Annotated in this window: 19 protein-coding genes; 12 read left to right on the top strand and 7 right to left on the bottom strand. The window is 53.6% G+C overall.

Annotated features, from left to right (window positions below; all coding sequences use genetic code 11):
* Positions 1-4 precede the first annotated feature (4 nt).
* The 5 genes from HALTITAN_RS06890 (at position 5) to HALTITAN_RS06870 (ending at position 3955) form a co-directional block, all read left to right on the top strand.
* On the top strand, positions 5-1756 hold the full coding sequence (locus tag HALTITAN_RS06890) for a ribonucleoside triphosphate reductase (protein ID WP_009286650.1): 1752 nt from the start codon (positions 5-7) through the stop codon (positions 1754-1756).
* Between the two features lie 44 nt (positions 1757-1800).
* Positions 1801-1965, top strand: coding sequence for an anaerobic ribonucleoside-triphosphate reductase (nrdD, locus tag HALTITAN_RS26200; RefSeq protein WP_027959384.1), 165 nt, complete (start codon positions 1801-1803; stop codon positions 1963-1965).
* A 76-nt stretch (positions 1966-2041) separates the two neighbouring features.
* Positions 2042-2785 carry an anaerobic ribonucleoside-triphosphate reductase activating protein gene (locus tag HALTITAN_RS06880; RefSeq protein WP_152419240.1) on the top strand — a complete coding sequence of 248 codons (744 nt, stop codon included), beginning with the start codon at positions 2042-2044 and terminating at the stop codon, positions 2783-2785.
* A 119-nt stretch (positions 2786-2904) separates the two neighbouring features.
* Positions 2905-3351: an Rrf2 family transcriptional regulator gene (locus HALTITAN_RS06875; RefSeq protein WP_022523538.1), complete on the top strand. Its 447-nt coding sequence runs from the start codon at positions 2905-2907 to the stop codon at positions 3349-3351.
* Positions 3352-3478: 127 nt separating this feature from the next.
* Positions 3479-3955 (top strand): DUF4870 family protein, encoded by a 477-nt coding sequence (locus HALTITAN_RS06870; RefSeq protein ID WP_022523539.1) that lies wholly within the window; start codon positions 3479-3481, stop codon positions 3953-3955.
* A gap of 72 nt (positions 3956-4027) precedes the next feature.
* Here the strand turns inward: HALTITAN_RS06870 and HALTITAN_RS06865 are convergent, their stop codons facing one another.
* Positions 4028-5239 carry an NnrS family protein gene (locus HALTITAN_RS06865; protein WP_039858598.1) on the bottom strand — a complete coding sequence of 404 codons (1212 nt, stop codon included), beginning with the start codon at positions 5237-5239 and terminating at the stop codon, positions 4028-4030.
* A gap of 264 nt (positions 5240-5503) precedes the next feature.
* Here HALTITAN_RS06865 and hmpA point away from each other — a divergent pair, with 264 nt between their 5' ends.
* Positions 5504-6676, top strand: coding sequence for an NO-inducible flavohemoprotein (hmpA, locus tag HALTITAN_RS06860; protein ID WP_009286645.1), 1173 nt, complete (start codon positions 5504-5506; stop codon positions 6674-6676).
* A 56-nt stretch (positions 6677-6732) separates the two neighbouring features.
* Here hmpA and ubiT read toward each other — a convergent pair whose 3' ends face one another.
* Entirely contained in the window at positions 6733-7230 is a 498-nt protein-coding gene (gene ubiT / locus HALTITAN_RS06855) for a ubiquinone anaerobic biosynthesis accessory factor UbiT (protein WP_022523541.1), read from the bottom strand.
* A gap of 201 nt (positions 7231-7431) precedes the next feature.
* Here ubiT and HALTITAN_RS26195 point away from each other — a divergent pair, with 201 nt between their 5' ends.
* From HALTITAN_RS26195 to HALTITAN_RS06845, 3 genes are read left to right on the top strand one after another with little or no spacing between them, the layout of a single operon-like run.
* The gene (locus tag HALTITAN_RS26195) at positions 7432-7839 is read left to right on the top strand and encodes a cytochrome c oxidase subunit 3 (RefSeq protein ID WP_268871416.1); all 408 of its coding nucleotides are present in this window, start codon (positions 7432-7434) and stop codon (positions 7837-7839) included.
* 23 nt (positions 7840-7862) lie between these two features.
* On the top strand, positions 7863-7997 hold the full coding sequence (locus HALTITAN_RS26190) for a hypothetical protein (RefSeq protein WP_268871415.1): 135 nt from the start codon (positions 7863-7865) through the stop codon (positions 7995-7997).
* 15 nt (positions 7998-8012) lie between these two features.
* Positions 8013-8315: a cytochrome C oxidase subunit IV family protein gene (locus HALTITAN_RS06845; protein WP_027959377.1), complete on the top strand. Its 303-nt coding sequence runs from the start codon at positions 8013-8015 to the stop codon at positions 8313-8315.
* A gap of 40 nt (positions 8316-8355) precedes the next feature.
* On the opposite strand, the gene HALTITAN_RS06840 is transcribed toward HALTITAN_RS06845, so the two are convergent.
* The 5 genes from HALTITAN_RS06840 to HALTITAN_RS06820 form a co-directional block, all read right to left on the bottom strand.
* On the bottom strand, positions 8356-8553 hold the full coding sequence (locus tag HALTITAN_RS06840) for a hypothetical protein (RefSeq protein ID WP_022523544.1): 198 nt from the start codon (positions 8551-8553) through the stop codon (positions 8356-8358).
* An 11-nt stretch (positions 8554-8564) separates the two neighbouring features.
* Positions 8565-10508, bottom strand: a complete 1944-nt coding sequence (locus tag HALTITAN_RS06835; RefSeq protein WP_027959376.1) for a nitric oxide reductase activation protein NorD — start codon at positions 10506-10508, stop codon at positions 8565-8567.
* Between the two features lie 9 nt (positions 10509-10517).
* Positions 10518-11330, bottom strand: coding sequence for a CbbQ/NirQ/NorQ/GpvN family protein (locus HALTITAN_RS06830; protein ID WP_009286643.1), 813 nt, complete (start codon positions 11328-11330; stop codon positions 10518-10520).
* Between the two features lie 72 nt (positions 11331-11402).
* Positions 11403-12758: a cbb3-type cytochrome c oxidase subunit I gene (locus HALTITAN_RS06825; protein WP_009286642.1), complete on the bottom strand. Its 1356-nt coding sequence runs from the start codon at positions 12756-12758 to the stop codon at positions 11403-11405.
* Between the two features lie 38 nt (positions 12759-12796).
* Positions 12797-13249 carry a c-type cytochrome gene (locus tag HALTITAN_RS06820; RefSeq protein WP_027959375.1) on the bottom strand — a complete coding sequence of 151 codons (453 nt, stop codon included), beginning with the start codon at positions 13247-13249 and terminating at the stop codon, positions 12797-12799.
* Positions 13250-13704: 455 nt separating this feature from the next.
* Here HALTITAN_RS06820 and HALTITAN_RS06815 point away from each other — a divergent pair, with 455 nt between their 5' ends.
* The 3 genes from HALTITAN_RS06815 (at position 13705) to HALTITAN_RS06805 (ending at position 15319) form a co-directional block, all read left to right on the top strand.
* Complete coding sequence (locus tag HALTITAN_RS06815; protein ID WP_009286641.1) at positions 13705-14271, top strand: YIP1 family protein; 567 nt, start codon at positions 13705-13707, stop codon at positions 14269-14271.
* Positions 14272-14340: 69 nt separating this feature from the next.
* Positions 14341-14691 carry a DUF488 domain-containing protein gene (locus HALTITAN_RS06810; protein ID WP_027959374.1) on the top strand — a complete coding sequence of 117 codons (351 nt, stop codon included), beginning with the start codon at positions 14341-14343 and terminating at the stop codon, positions 14689-14691.
* Positions 14692-15016: 325 nt separating this feature from the next.
* Positions 15017-15319, top strand: coding sequence for a c-type cytochrome (locus HALTITAN_RS06805; protein ID WP_022523551.1), 303 nt, complete (start codon positions 15017-15019; stop codon positions 15317-15319).
* Positions 15320-15327 lie beyond the last annotated feature (8 nt).

Below are 15327 nucleotides of genomic sequence, written 5' to 3'. Positions count from 1 at the left end.
ATAGGTGAATTGGGTGAAAAGCTCCACAAGCGTTCAGGTAGCAAAGCATCATATTGACGTCGCCTCGACGGTCAATGAGTACCTCCAACGCGCCGACTGGCGTGTTCACGCCAATGCCAACCAGGGGTATTCATTGGGCGGTTTAATCCTCAACGTCTCAGGCAAGTTGATAGCCAACTACTGGCTCGATGAGATTTACCCCCACGCCGTGGGGGAAGCTCATAGGGAAGGTGATTTGCATATTCACGACCTGGATATGCTGTGCGGCTATTGCGCCGGCTGGTCGCTACGTACTTTGCTTTTAGAGGGATTCAATGGGGTGCCGGGACGGGCGGAAAGCCACCCGCCCCGCCACCTTTCAAGTGCCCTCGGGCAAATGGTTAATTTTCTTGGCACCTTGCAGAACGAGTGGGCCGGGGCACAAGCCTTCAGCTCTTTCGATACCTATCTGGCACCCTACGTACGCAAGGACGGCCTGACCTACGCGCAGGTTAAGCAGGCGCTTCAGGAATTCATCTACAATCTCAATGTACCTTCGCGCTGGGGTAGTCAGACGCCCTTCACCAACCTAACCTTCGACTGGGTTTGCCCCGACGACTTGCGCCAACAGGCACCGGTTATCGGTGGAGAGGAGCAGCCGTTCAGTTACGGCGAACTACAGGTTGAAATGGACTTAATCAACCGGGCCTATTTGGAAGTGATGGAGGCCGGGGATCGCCACGGGCGTGTGTTCACCTTCCCGATACCCACTTATAACATCACCCATGATTTCGACTGGGAAAGCGACAACGCCGAGCGGCTCTTCGCACTGACCGCCAAGTACGGCCTGCCCTACTTTCAAAACTTTCTAAATTCGGATCTGGAACCCCACATGGTGCGCTCCATGTGCTGCCGCCTGCAGCTTGATTTAAGTGAACTGCTCAAACGCGGCAACGGTCTGTTCGGCAGCGCGGAGCAAACCGGATCGTTGGGAGTAGTGACGATCAACTGCGCCCGGCTGGGTTACCGCTTTGCCGGCGACCGGGCCGGGCTGTTCAGCGAGCTGGATCGCCTACTGTCGCTCGGGCGCGATAGCCTCGAACTCAAGCGCGAGCGCATTCAGCAACTAATGGATCAGGGGCTCTACCCCTTTACCCAGCGCTACCTGGGCACGTTACGTAATCATTTCTCTACTCTGGGTGTGAATGGGCTTAACGAAATGGTGCGCAACTTTACTGGGGATCGCTGCGATATAGCCGACGCCCAAGGGCTGCAGCTGGCGCTGGATCTTCTTGACCACGTCCGGGAGCGGATGCGCGAATTTCAAGAACAGACCGGCCATATGTATAACCTTGAAGCTACTCCTGCAGAGGGCACCACTCACCGCTTTGCCCGGGAGGATCTGACTCGCTTTCCTGACATTCTTCAGGCCGGTACACCCGAGGCGCCCTACTACACCAATTCCAGCCAATTGCCGGTGGATCATACCGATGATCCCTTTGAGGCACTGAGCCATCAAGACCCCTTACAGACTCGCTATACCGGTGGCACGGTATTGCATCTCTATATGCGCGAACGGATTACCTCGGCCACCGCCTGTCGCAAGCTGGTTAAAACGGCGCTCTCTCACTTTCGCTTACCCTACCTCACAGTCACACCCACCTTTTCGATCTGCCCGGTGCATGGCTACCTGTCGGGTGAACATGAGTTCTGCCCCAAGTGCGACGAAGCACTTTGGGCAAAAACGGCGAGCGCAATCGACGCCGCCACGGCTTGAGGCATTTGCCTCACTTTTTCTCAACTCGTTTAAGGAACACGCTAATGCAAACCTCTCAATATGCTAGCTTGCCCACTGAGCAGCGCCAGCGCTGCGAAGTCTGGACCCGCGTCATGGGCTACCACCGCCCGGTAAGTCAGTTCAATATCGGCAAACGTGCCGAACACCAGGAGCGACGCCATTTTACTGAAGCCGCCGCCTCTCGGTAGCTAGCCCTCACTTTTCTCTAACGACAGCTGGGGGGTCTGGCTACAGGCGCCCCAGCAGGGGGATATCACTATGGCTATGCAGACGACACTTGACGACATCACAACTAAATTATCTTCGGTTCGGCTGCCGACTGCCGGCCTTGTGCCCATGACCACACTGGATTATCCCGATCATCTGGCGTGTGTTGTCTTTCTCCAAGGCTGCCCGCTACGCTGCGGCTACTGCCACAATCCCAACATGATCCCGTCGCGCCGAGGTGAACCCCAGGAGTGGCAAGCGATACGGGAATTCCTGAGCACCAGGCAAGGCCTGCTGGAAGCGGTGGTTTTCAGCGGTGGTGAGCCCACCCTGAATGCCGGTTTGTCCGATGCAGTAAAGGAAGTGAAAGCATTGGGCTTTAAGGTGGGACTACATACCGCCGGCCCTTATCCTGACCGCCTCACCCAGCTATTACCGCACCTTGACTGGGTGGGGCTGGATGTAAAAGGACGCGGAAAAGAGTTTGACCGCATCTGCGGCCGTCCCGGCATCTGGCAGTTGCATGCCCGTAGCTTGGAGGCTTTGCTCGACAGCGGACTCAATTTCGAGTGCCGTACCACCATTCACTGGAAAGATTTTCAGCTTACCGATGTGGAACGCCTGGCACTGAGTCTTGCCGACTGTGGGGTACGCCACTATGCGCTGCAGGTGGCCCGCAGCGAGCAATGCTTCGATCCCACCTATTCTCAGCCAGTTGCCAATACTCCATCTACAGCTCAGATGAATGCGCTGGTAAGCCGTTTGAAACCGTACTTTGACCAGCTTGAGCTAAGGCAATAACGCTTTCCTTCTTGACTCAGGTCAGCATTAGTACCCCCATGTTCTGATTGCAACTTACTGAACGTTCATACAACATGTTTCTTTTACAGTTGGATTACTCTCGGAGCAAAGCACACTCCATGCATCTCACTCGATTCACCGATTATTCAATACGCGTGTTGATCTTCCTCGCCGTGAAAGGCGAAGAGCGTTCTACTATCAATGAGATCGCAGAGACCTTTGATATTTCTCGCAATCACCTGATGAAAGTCGTTCAGGAGCTTAGCCAGAAGAACTACGTTACCGCTATTCGGGGCAAGAACGGTGGCCTATTGCTCACGCGAGACCCCGCTACTATCGTGCTGGGTAAACTCGTGCGCGAAATGGAACATGGCATGGAGCTAGTCGAGTGCTTTCATAGCGATAACAACTGCATCATTACTCCCTCGTGTCGGCTCCAGCCCATTCTAAACGAAGCCTTGTCAGCGTTTCTGGAGGTGCTTGACCGCTATACTTTGGCAGATGTGTTGTCCAATCGTTACCCGCAGTTGGCAGGACTAATGCGTATCCCCACCGTCAATGTCTGACGATCACTAGAAACAACCCTATTAATTTCAGCTAAGGAAATTCTGCATAGTTGCTCTACAATAAATGCATTAAAAATGCATTTTAACGCGCTATTAATGATTCCCACTTTGCCGAATGAGGTTTTCTATGGCTATCTCCCCATCATCCATGCCCTCCGCATCTCACTCCGCGGCCACTTCAACGTCGACTTCCTCTAATACGTTTAAGAAAAGCCGCGGGCGTGGCGCGGCTATCGTTGTCTATATGCTCTTTCTGGGTAGCGTATTAGCGGTGGTCACCGCCCCCATAGGGGTACTCATTGCCCACATGAAAAGAAACGATGCCGAGGAGTGGGTCGCTTCCCATTTGCAGTTTCAGATTAGAACGTTTTGGTTAGGGCTATTAGGCGGGGTGCTGTTCACTGCCATTTGGCATCTACTGGGCTGGATCGGGCTACCCGCCGTAGCCCCCTGGGCTCTAGGCTACCTCTATTTTACAGCCTGCCTGATCTGGATGGTGGGCCGTTGCGGGGTAGGCATTACCCGCCTCACCAACAACCGTCCAGTGGCTAACCCACGCAGTCTTGCCTTTGGCGGTGCCCGGGTCACCCTGGCTGATCGCTAATGAGCGTTTGAATACCTCAATGGTTTTAATACGCCTGCATCCGGACGGATGCAGGCGCCATCTATTATTCGTTCAGCCATCCTGATCATCGACTCGCGCCTGCATCAACGGCCAAGTGTAGTGCACGACGAATATTGCGTAGGCAACGCACCAGAAGATGATGCTCAGCGTATAGGTCCAGTGGGTGATCTGGGGAAATAACGCCAAGACGGGTGAGCGCACCAAGGCGGCTATTAGCATTAAGCCCAGCGCCACACCAATACCGGGCAAAGTGCGTATGGGGCGGCCCGTATGACCTAGCGAAACTCTGGCCATCATGGCCAGCATCATGGTGCCCATGCCACCAATGGTCAGGGCGTGCACGGCAAGTTCAACGCGCATCAGCCCCATGAGTGCCAAGACCCACATGACAAGCCCTAGCGGAATGCAGGCGTAGCTGCCGTGCAGCCCCCAAAGTAAAGGTTCACGCCAGCTATGCAACCCACCCCAACGCGCCATGCGAACAGTGTTGGCCAACGCCGCCAAGAGCATCACTCCCCCCATTAATAAAGCAGGAATGGCAACCCCCAACATGATGACCAGCTGCAGCACGACTACGCCAGCCGTACTCACCAGCGTCACTCCTTCGAGCAAAGCAATAGGTTCAGGTTTGGTGCGGCCCAAACGATTGGCAGTGAACATGGCAATCACACGTCCGCCAACGACTGTCATCATCAGTGTGATTAACAGTACGGCCAAGTAGGCGGCTTGGCGGATCAGCTCGGCGTCACCCTGCATCACCCCTAAGTGCATCGCCAGGTTAGCCGTGGCAAACAGCAACAGCACAGGTATAAAGATCAAGTTGCGCCAACGCTTTGCGGTAATAACCAGACGCGCCATAGTAATGGCGACCACTGGAAGAAATGCAAGGTCAACCGCCAGCAGCAGCCATCCTGGCAAATCCATGGGAAAAGCCATCAGCACTCTACCCAATAGCCATAACACCACCAGTCCCAATAGCGGCCCGCCGTTTAAGCTCGGCAAGCCTGTCCAGTTTCGTACAGCGGTAAGCAAAAACCCTCCGATCACTGCTGCGGCAAAACCAAACAACATTTCATGCTGATGCCAGAACACCAGGCCGCCATAAGGGCGCAGCAAAATATTGCCATGCCAAAAGCCCAGCCATACCAGTAGAGATAAAATACTGAACAGCGCGGCCAACAGGAAAAAGGGCCGAAAAGCCAGACGCAGCAACGGTAGTTGCTTGAGCTTGGAGGCAGGCTGGGAAGAGGTGATGGTTGGCATAGCATAATACCCCACTGAATTACTTGGATTTGCATTGTGCGCCAGGCCAATAGCAAAAACCATGACAAGTATCAAAAATGCATCTTATAGACACAGATAAGCTTCATCGTCACTCCATACCAAGCGCTTTTGCATTGTGTTCAGGCCTTGTTGTTCAAATGGCTGGCAGCCCCTCTCCTCAACAGAGCCCCTGCATGGTTGGTATTTATCGCTTTTGGCGTTAAGATGCATTTGTAATGAATCTTAACGCTTGAGGTATTATCCGTGCTAACACATGAGCAAGAAAAGCTGATCAACGCGACCGCTCCCGTCGTGGCCGAACACCTGAATGCGATTACGCAGCGCTTCTATCCGCTGATGTTTACCCGTTACCCAGAGGTTAAGCCGCTCTTTAATGAGGTTCATCAGCAAAGCGGTGGTCAGCCCCGTGCCCTGGCCAACGCCGTGTTGGCCTATGTGCAACTACGCAGTAATCCAGCTCAGGCGCGTGCTACTCTGGATGTTGTGGTCAGTAAACACGTCTCGCTAGGCATTCTTCCCGAGCAGTACCCTATTGTCGGTGAATGCCTGCTGGCAGCGATTGACGAAGTGCTGGGTGAAGCTGTCACCCCGGAAATCGCCGACGCATGGGGCGCTCTATATAACGAGCTTGCCGCCCTGTTAATTGACCTCGAAGACCAGCGCTATCGTGAGTTTGAGCAACGCCCGGGGGGATGGCGCGGCACACGCCGTTTCAAGATTGCCAGTACCCAGCAGGAAAGTGCTTTAATTCGCTCTTTTATCCTTGAGCCCGAGGATGGAGGTCGTGTGGCTGAGCATGAGCCAGGTCAGTATATCGGTGTACGTCTAACCATTAATGGCGAGCTGGTTTATCGGCATTACAGCCTCTCAGACACGCCAAATGGCCAAAGCTATCGAATCTCGATCAAACGCGAAGAACAGGGCCAAGTCAGCCGCCACTTCCACGATGTCTTACAACCCGGCGACACCTTGGAACTGTTACCACCAGCAGGTGACCTCACGCTGATTGAAGGTGACGAACCTCTGCTGCTTGCCAGCGGCGGCGTTGGGCAAACGCCCCTGCTCCCCATGGCAAGACATGCCTTGTCCCTTGGGCGGCAAGTCACCTACCTACACGCTGCCCTGGATGCCGACCACCAGGCCTTTAAAGGCGAATTAGAAGCGCTGAAGAGCGAGTATCCTCAACGTCTTAAGGCTGTCCGTATTCATGAGCGCGGCAACGAAGCCGAACATATTGGTCGTATCGACCACAGCTTATTAGCTCACTACCTGCCTGATCTTAAGGCGCGCTGCTATTTCGTCGGCCCCCAAGGATTCATGACAGCGATTAACAGCGCTTTGTCCGAACTGGGTGTCGACGAGGATCGCCGACACTTTGAGCACTTTGGCCCCTCACGCCCCCTCGACGCAGCGTAATAATGGGCGGCCTCGGGATATCCCGAGGCCGCTTGTGAACATTTCAGAAGCCTGGGTCACTCTTTACGTACCAAACGCTCCAGCCCCAACAACAGTTCCCCCACACGCCCTTGTGCAAGGCCTTCCTCGCAACCGTCAAGTAGATTTTTGAGCGTCAACCCCAGCTCTGTATCCCCTTCAATGATTAAGCGACGCTGGAAAAACAGGCTGTCGGGATCTTCGCGGCGCGTGGCAAGGCACAAGAATTCCCGCCAACCTCCCCGAATGGTTGCCTCGCCTTTCTCGCGACATAATATCAAGCGCTGGGATTCAAGCGTCAGACTTAGCGTCACACCTAAATCGGCGATGGTGAGACTAATGCGCCGACCTTCCAAAGCATCGAATTCCCCCTCAGCAAGCGGCATAGCAAAAGTACGGTTGAGTAAAGGCTCGACTATACGTTGCTTAATTGTAAACGGTACCCGTGGATCAAGGAGACGTATCAAATGGCTAGGCGTTATAGGAGGGGAAATTGAAAAAGAGGGCATGGAAAAAGGTAAAGACAGCAATGACATAACAGTCACTCCGAAGTAAAGGCATCATCGGCAAACACTAGGCCACTGATGCTAAGCGTTGCCGTGGCGCTGGGTAGTGACGCGTGTCAAATAAAAGAAATATTGCACCAAAATTAACATGTATTTAAAATGCACTTAATATATTGACGAAAACTAATGAGCCCTGATACCTCGGCACAACGCTTACCGAGTGGAGTATTAATGAGGCACGACCTGCCCAATCCCGGCTGGGGGCCGCTTTCAGCGCTACCTGGCAATCCACTGATGTGGGTATTGATACTGAGCGAAATGCTGGTTTTCACCGCCTTCTTTGCGCTCTATGCCGGTCAACGCGCCCTTGACCCTGCACTATTCAATGAATCCCAACATCAGCTTGACCCGGTGCTGGGCGGCCTCAATACCCTGGTGCTCTTGACCAGTGGGCTTTTTGTAGCCTTTGCCGTTGAGGCGATAAGCGCTAAGCGCATACAGCGCAGCCGACAGTGGTTAGGCGCCGCTATACTGTTGGGCCTACTGTTCTGTCTCATTAAGGTTTTTGAGTATACAAGTAAGTTTGCCGCTGGAATAACGCCAGAAACGAACGTTTTTTTGGTTTTTACTATGGTTTAACCGCCTTCCATTTTGCTCACGTTGTGTTCGGCTTAGCGCTACTAGGCTTAGTGAGCTGGCGCACCTCCACCGAGAACGTAGAAACGGCGGCAGCCTTCTGGCATATGGTGGACTTGATTTGGATCCTGCTTTATCCACTGATTTATCTGCTCAGATAATTTTGTGAGGAAACAATGAGGGCACTGCCCGGTACACGACGTTTACTGATTACTTGGGGCGTATTAATGGCGCTGACCCTGGTTTCCATGGTTTCCGCTCGGCTAGATCAGACCACCGACTGGCAGGTGCTTCCCCTATGGTCAGCCGCCATGATAATGATGGCGACGGGGTTCAAAGCCCACTGTGTGCTCATGGTCTATTTAAACTTGCGCGCCGCGACCCCAGCCTGGAAGGGAGTTTTCATTGCCCTGACACTATTAACGTTAACGCTGATTGCCGCGGGCTACCTGGCCGGTCGCTTTCATTTAGTGGGGTAGCCTCACAGGATTGGATTTAGCGAAGTGCGGAATCAGTACCTCAAGGCCGCTGCGCGGCGTTTGCCCAGGCTTCCAGCGACCGACCCAACCGCATCAAACCATAAACGATAAAGGGAACCAGCAACATCAGCGCCACGCCCCAATCTCGGTTATTGATAAGCCATACCAGCGGCACGACTATCCCTAAAGCGACCAAAGACCACAGACTAATCGCCGCTACGAAGCGCAAGCGCACCATAGATAACCTCCTTAGGAAGCAACAATCTGGCGGTAGATACTCGGCAGCGCCAAGGCGAGATGCTCCGGACGCTGGACAATGGCATAACCCCCTCGCCCAAACAGATGAGGAATATAGCGCCCCGCCTCCCGGTCAATCGTTACCCCGAACACGCGCACTTCTTCCCGTCGCGCTTCAAGTACCGCTTTGCGCGTATCCTCTATACCATAGCGCCCTTCATAATAGTCGGTATCGTTAGGCTTACCGTCGGTCAGAAGTAGCAGCAACCGGTGCCGATTGGGCCGTTTGGCAAGCGCTTGGGAAAGGTGCCGAATAGCGGGCCCCATACGCGTGTAGTGGCCTGGTTTGAGCGCTGCGATCCGCCGTGACACCCGCTCGCCCATTGGCTCATCGAAACTTTTAAGCGTATTGACCCAAACACGGTGACGACGGTGGGAGGTAAAGCTGTGAATGGCATAGTCATCGCCGCACCCCGCAAGGCCGTGCCCCAATACCAGCAGCGCTTCTTTAGCCACATCCAGCACTCGCCGGTCTTCCAGCCAGGCCTCAGTGGAAAGGGATACATCGACCAGGATCGAAACCGCCAAATCCCTCGCCTGGGTACGGCTAGCTTGATAGAGACGGTCGCTGGCTTCACCGGTCGCCGCCAGATCACAGCGGGAGCGAATGACGGCGTCCATATCCAGCTCGCTGCCATCCAGCTGGCCACGTAGCGTCTCACGACGCGGCCTAAGTGCTTCAAACTCGCGTCGGACTCGTCGAATGCGCCGTTTTGTCGTTTCATCCGGCTGCCAGTTCTCCCCCTCCTCGCTCTGGACATCGCTGAGTACCACACAGTGGTCAGGCATATAGATTTGCTTACGATGATTCCATTCCGGATAGGTATGGCGCCCACGCAGCCTTCCCCCACTCACCTCACCCGGCGCCAGATCAAGATCAAGCTTTAGCTTGGAAGCCGCCTTCTTACGGTTAGCACTGAGCACAATTTCATCAATCTGATCGGCCGCCTGTTTGGCCTCATCATCGTCTTCATCCTCTACATGACGATTGAGATTGACCATTTCGGCCCAGGAAAGCATCTTTTCGGATGCATTGAGCATTAAAGAGTCATCGCGGTCGGCCTGATCCTGCTCGCGCCGGTCAGCCTTACGTTTACCATGATCATCTTGTAGTGAATTCTTCCCTGCGACCGGTGCCTCATCATCTTCCTGCTCGGTTCGTGCTTTCTTATGGGTACCCAGGGCAACGGCTTGCCCCCATAGCGGCACCGGAAGTGGCGGCCGGTATCCATGCGGCGCATGAAAATTGTCCAAAGACAGGGTCTCGTCGAGGATGGCGATATGCATCACTTCGGCCCAGCCAGCCTCGGGCGGCGTTTCTCCCAGCTGGGCACAGAGAACGGATTCAAGCGCTGCTTCCATCGGCGGCAAGCGCTTGCGCTGGGGGCGAATGGCCAGCAATGCCTGACATAATCTGGCGTGGCGCTGAGCGAGCCCAGGGAAATGGGCCAACACTGCCCGAGTCGCCCGGTTTACTTCACGCAGCTGGAGAAGGTCTTGCTGTAGCGGATCTTCGACGACGTGCACATGCTGGGTCGCCGCCAGGTACGCTACCAGCCAAAGGTAGAGGTCCCGGTTCAAGGAAGCCTCGGCGAACAAGGCAATGCGTGGCGGTAACAACAGGCTTTCTTCGTCACGGCGTGCTTGATCGAGCACCTCCTCATCAAGCCCAAGCCTTTGGCGTAAGGATAAGCGATGCGACGAATTACGCCCCGCAATAGCAGCAACATCGATACCCGCCTCGCCACCTCCGGCGCGGAAAAAGACGCCGAGCATGGGCCGCAGCGTTTCAAGACGCACTGCGGCTTCGGGATGGTCAGGGTAACTTGCCGCACTGGAAGCCCAACGGTGCCAATGGCGGCCTACAAACTCCTCGACTTCAAGAAAATCAAGCATGCCGTGCCCTCACCCAAAGGTTGCTTGAATGGCTTCCATCAGCCCTTCCTGAACATCTGCGTCATCACTCAGCGGCTCCACTAAGGTAGCCCGGGCAGCTTCCAAAATGGGCACCCCGGCGGCAATCAGGGTAGCGCAGTAAACCAATAGGCGAGTAGAAACACCCTCTTCTAAATCCTGCCCCTTCATGGCCCGCAGGCTGGCGGCAAGATTGACCAGCGCGGCGCACTGCTCACCGGGCAAACCACTCTCCCGCGCGACAATATCGCGCTCGACTTTGGGTGGTGGAAAATCAAATGACATGGCCAGGAAGCGCTGGCGGGTACTCGGTTTAAGCGATTTGAGAATATGCTGATAGCCAGGGTTATAAGACACTACCAGCATGAAGTCATCCGGCGCTTCGAGCAGTTCCCCGGTACGTTCCAACGGCAGTAGTCGGCGGTCATCGGTCAGCGGGTGAAGCACCACGGTGACATCTTTACGCGCCTCCACCACCTCATCGAGATAGCAGATCCCCCCTTCGCGCACTGCTCGAGTAAGCGGGCCATCGACCCAGCGGGTCTCACCGCCCTGCAATAGATAGCGGCCTGTAAGGTCGGCTGAAGTCAGATCGTCGTGACATGAAATAGTGAATAGCGGACGGCCCAGCTTCGCGGCCATATGGCTAACAAAACGTGTTTTACCACACCCGGTGGGGCCTTTAAGTAACAGCGGCAAACGTTGACGAAAGGCGTGCTCAAACATAGCGCATTCGTTGCCGACATTCTCGTAGAAAGGTATTTCACGCTCATCGATAGGATTAGCGACAGAAGAAAGAGGCATGGGAAGACTCCATTGCCGGAAAATAAATAAATAAAGAAAGAAAGCAAAAACGGCCCCGCAGGGCCGTTAAGTTCAGGCCGAGCCTGCCCCAGCTGTAATTTGTGTGCCGCCGGCTGGCACCTGCTCTCGGGCGGGCCCGAAGAAGGAGTAGAGCAACATGATCGCCCCCACTGCCACGGCCACACCAGCGCCCAGACGCATGATGTAGAACAGGCCTAATTGATCCTGCACTTCCATGTAATTCATGCCCAGGACGCGCTGTAAGTGAGTCTGCACGACCCCGGCGAAGGTCAGGGTAAACGTCATGAAGCACATGGCACTGGTGACGATCCAGAAGCCCCACATGTTCAGCACTTGGTTATAAGGCTGCACACGGCGGATCTGCGGCATGGCGTAGGTAATCACGCCAAGAATCAGCATCACATAAGCACCATAGAAAGCTAGATGGCCATGAGCGGCGGTTACCTGAGTGCCATGGCTGTAGTAATTCACGAACGAGAGGGTATGCATAAAGCCCCACACACCAGCGCCGAAAAAGGCAATGGTTGGGCAGCCTAAGGCCCATAGCATGGCCGCTTTATTAGGATGGTTACGACTGCCCTTCCAGAACATGGTAAAGGCGAATACCACCATGGCGAAGAAAGGCGCCACTTCAAGCGTCGAGAAGATACTGCCGATGGGCTGCCAGTAGCCAGGTGCGCCAATCCAGTAGTAGTGGTGCCCGGTGCCCAGCAGGCCGGAGAACAGTGCCAATCCAACAATGATATAGAGCCATTTTTCGATCACTTCGCGATCCACACCGGTCATTTTGATCAGCAGGTAACCCAGCAAGGAAGCCATGATCAATTCCCATACGCCTTCCACCCAGAGGTGCACCACCCACCACCAGTAGAGTTTATCCACCGCTAGATTGGTCGGGTTGTAGAAAGCGAATAACCAAAATACTGCCGCTAGCCAGAGCCCCAGCATTAACACCAGATTGATAGCGGTCTTGCGGCCCTTGAGCAGCGTCATGCTGGTATTGAAAAGAAACATTAGAAAAGAAATGGTGATGAGTATTTTCACCCAGAACGGTTGCTCAAGAAACTCGCGCCCTTCATGGATACCGAACTGGTAGCCGACCAGAGCAGCGACGCCAGCAAAAGCAAAGATCGCCAGCTGGATATACGCCAGATTGGGACTATGAATTTCCCGCTCGGCTTCCTCTGGCATCAGATAGTAGGTACAGCCCATAAAACCGATTAGCAGCCACACAATCAACAGATTGGTATGGCTGACACGCATGATATGAAAGGGCATCACTTCGGCCATAAAGTTGGGCCAAGCATAGACGGTGGCGGCCAGTAGTCCGAAGACTATTTGTAGCGTAAATAGCGCCATGGCCACCATAAAAAAGGGTAAAGCAACCTTCTGGGTTTCATATTTCATTGTACGGTTCTCCTTGATTCATCCTTCGGCTGGTAGCTTCAGCCAGCGGGATGTGGGGGCCAGTCCTGGTTGTCGATACCATCGGTCCATTCGAGAAAGTCAATTAGCGAGTTCATATCCTCTTCGCTAAAGTCATACGCTGGCATTTGACGACGACCCTCTATCCCCAATGGCTGGGCGCGGATCCAGGCATTAATACCCGATCGGGCAGCCTCAGGATTTTCATGGCCTCCATAGCGTTCCCAGACGTTACCCAGTTCAGGAGCGAAATAAGCACCCTCCCCCATAATGCTATGGCAATTGATACACATGTTTTTTTCCCACACTTCTTTGCCATGCTTAACAGAATCCGTGAGGCCTTCGCTGTCCGTGGAGACATTGACCATGTACCAATGACTATGAGCCGTTAGCGCGGCAAATAGCAGGAAGAAGAACAGCGAACCACCGTAGAAAATATTGCGGGCCGCTGATTTAGTGAGACCATCAGCCATAAGCCATACTCCCTTGCTAGTCAGATCCGACCTTAGGCTGGGAAGCCAAAAGGCATGCATTTATTAAGATGTATATTATTTACATTTTAAGGTTAGCAGAAGAATTCCCCTAGCAACATTGCCACAGATCAATTTTTGGCAAGAGCAAAACCCAGGGTAAATTTAAGATTACTAATTAATTCGAGCCAGAATGCGGCTGGGTTTCTTAATAGTGCCTAATCACTCTGTGCGATTTGCACCAGATCATAGCCGTTCTAGAGGTAGGCTGATGCTATGACTTCTCAGATTTCACACGGGCATGCACCGCTGCCGCTGATGTGGGTTGCGCTCTCTTAAAACAGAGAGAATCAAGCTTCACACTTGACAAAATACAAACTAGCCTTAATTCTGAATGATAATATCATGACATGATATTTTAAGCCCACAACGATCACAACTGACTGCGAGGCTAGACAATGAACCCTCTAACCATTATTCAACTGCCCTTTACCCATTTAGCGGGATGGAAAGACCTCCAGCAACGCCATCCTTCAATCGCCACTCTGGCTTGGTGCATCGTGCTGCCCATGTCGTTGTTACCTCCCGTGATGCTCTATTATGCCGGTACACACTACGGAGATATCTTCGCTCCAGGCTTCGCCGATCGGCAGTGGCGCTTCATCACGACCATTCTGTTCCTGGCCGAGCTGCTCACCTTCTTTGTAATGGGCTGGCTAATTCACGCGGTGGTCAATAGCGATCGTGATCTCTCAATTAGCTACCACGACGCTTATCTGTTGGCAGCCCTAGCACCTTTGCCACTTTGGTCAGCAGCGACCGCTCTGCTGATCCCCAGCCTGTTGTTCAATGCGCTGGTAGTACTGGTGGCACTGGGCATCTCTTGCAGTTTGGTCTACCACGGACTGCAGGCTCTGTGTAAACGCTCAGCGAATGACGTAACAACGATGTCTGCTACTTACACCGTTATGGCCGCCGGGGTGCTGGCATGGGGCTTGCTGATGGCTATTGTCTGGGCTTACTAGGATTCAAGTAGAGTGGAACCGACTCACTAGCTAGGCTTTAAAGGAAACTCATTGACTTGCGAGATAGCGATGGATATTGAATTAAAGCGAGCCTATGACTCACCTCAAAGCAAAGATGGTTATCGTGTCCTCGTCGACGGTATCTGGCCGCGCGGGGTGTCCAAGGAGGAAGCCAAAATCGATGAATGGCGCAAGGAGGTCGCCCCAAGCAGCGAACTTCGCAAAGCGTTTCATCATGGCTCACTCGACTGGAGTGGCTTCCGCCGTCGCTATCTCAAAGAGTTAACCTCTTATCGCGAGTCTCTTCGTGATCTTGCACAACGTGCCAGGAAAGAGCGAGTTACTCTGGTATTTGCCTCTAAGGAAGAGCGCCGTAACAATGCCGTAGTCCTGCGCCAGTACTTGAACATGTTGAAATAATCCGCGCTGTAAAAAACATTTTTACATCGCCACGCCCCTAGCGCCGTGGTGCATAGCCAAGCGTCTGAATTTCGAGTTGAAATCACAATAACGACTGACGTCATCGCCTACCCACTAAGGGGTAATAAGCTAATGCTCTGTAGGGGTACGCGAGACTAAAAATGATCCAGATCAACATTAGTCCCCCTTATTTCTTTAAAGTGAACTTCATACCTTTTCTCGTACTGAGCAATCAGTACCCAGCAACTCGTATACCTCTATAAACCACCTTGCCACGTTGCCGAATTGGTAATTTCAACTCAAAAGATGCATAAGGAATACTTCAATGAAAACCCTCGCGTCCATACTGTTGCTAGGCGTTGTTGCTTCTATTTCGGTTACCGCTCATGCAGATGGCGAAGCCACCTATAACCAAGCCTGCATGGCTTGCCACATGACGGGCGCCGCAGGTGCTCCCATTCGCGGCAATGCCGAACACTGGGAGCCACGCTTAGAAAAAGACATGGACACCCTGTACGACCACGCGATTAACGGTTTTCAGGCAATGCCGCCGAAAGGAGGCCAATTGGGCTTGAGCGATGACGAAGTGAAAGCTGCCGTCGACCACTTGCTAGAACCGGTTCTATAACGCTCTTG

It is taken from the genome of Vreelandella titanicae BH1 (assembly GCF_000336575.1).
Lineage (GTDB): Bacteria > Pseudomonadota > Gammaproteobacteria > Pseudomonadales > Halomonadaceae > Vreelandella > Vreelandella titanicae.
This window is presented reverse-complemented; position numbering and strand designations above follow the sequence as displayed.

Bases quoted from the DNA above. Each gene is read 5' to 3' on its own strand.
- nrdD (WP_027959384.1), top strand. From the start codon at position 1,801: ATGCAAACCTCTCAATATGCTAGCTTGCCCACTGAGCAGCGCCAGCGC.
- HALTITAN_RS06880 (WP_152419240.1), top strand. From the start codon at position 2,042: ATGCAGACGACACTTGACGACATCACAACTAAATTATCTTCGGTTCGG.
- HALTITAN_RS06875 (WP_022523538.1), top strand. From the start codon at position 2,905: ATGCATCTCACTCGATTCACCGATTATTCAATACGCGTGTTGATCTTC.
- HALTITAN_RS06870 (WP_022523539.1), top strand. From the start codon at position 3,479: ATGGCTATCTCCCCATCATCCATGCCCTCCGCATCTCACTCCGCGGCC.
- HALTITAN_RS06865 (WP_039858598.1), bottom strand. From the start codon at position 5,239: ATGCCAACCATCACCTCTTCCCAGCCTGCCTCCAAGCTCAAGCAACTA.
- ubiT (WP_022523541.1), bottom strand. From the start codon at position 7,230: ATGTCATTGCTGTCTTTACCTTTTTCCATGCCCTCTTTTTCAATTTCC.
- HALTITAN_RS26195 (WP_268871416.1), top strand. From the start codon at position 7,432: ATGAGGCACGACCTGCCCAATCCCGGCTGGGGGCCGCTTTCAGCGCTA.
- HALTITAN_RS06845 (WP_027959377.1), top strand. From the start codon at position 8,013: ATGAGGGCACTGCCCGGTACACGACGTTTACTGATTACTTGGGGCGTA.
- HALTITAN_RS06840 (WP_022523544.1), bottom strand. From the start codon at position 8,553: ATGGTGCGCTTGCGCTTCGTAGCGGCGATTAGTCTGTGGTCTTTGGTC.
- HALTITAN_RS06835 (WP_027959376.1), bottom strand. From the start codon at position 10,508: ATGCTTGATTTTCTTGAAGTCGAGGAGTTTGTAGGCCGCCATTGGCAC.
- HALTITAN_RS06830 (WP_009286643.1), bottom strand. From the start codon at position 11,330: ATGCCTCTTTCTTCTGTCGCTAATCCTATCGATGAGCGTGAAATACCT.
- HALTITAN_RS06825 (WP_009286642.1), bottom strand. From the start codon at position 12,758: ATGAAATATGAAACCCAGAAGGTTGCTTTACCCTTTTTTATGGTGGCC.
- HALTITAN_RS06820 (WP_027959375.1), bottom strand. From the start codon at position 13,249: ATGGCTGATGGTCTCACTAAATCAGCGGCCCGCAATATTTTCTACGGT.
- HALTITAN_RS06815 (WP_009286641.1), top strand. From the start codon at position 13,705: ATGAACCCTCTAACCATTATTCAACTGCCCTTTACCCATTTAGCGGGA.
- HALTITAN_RS06810 (WP_027959374.1), top strand. From the start codon at position 14,341: ATGGATATTGAATTAAAGCGAGCCTATGACTCACCTCAAAGCAAAGAT.
- HALTITAN_RS06805 (WP_022523551.1), top strand. From the start codon at position 15,017: ATGAAAACCCTCGCGTCCATACTGTTGCTAGGCGTTGTTGCTTCTATT.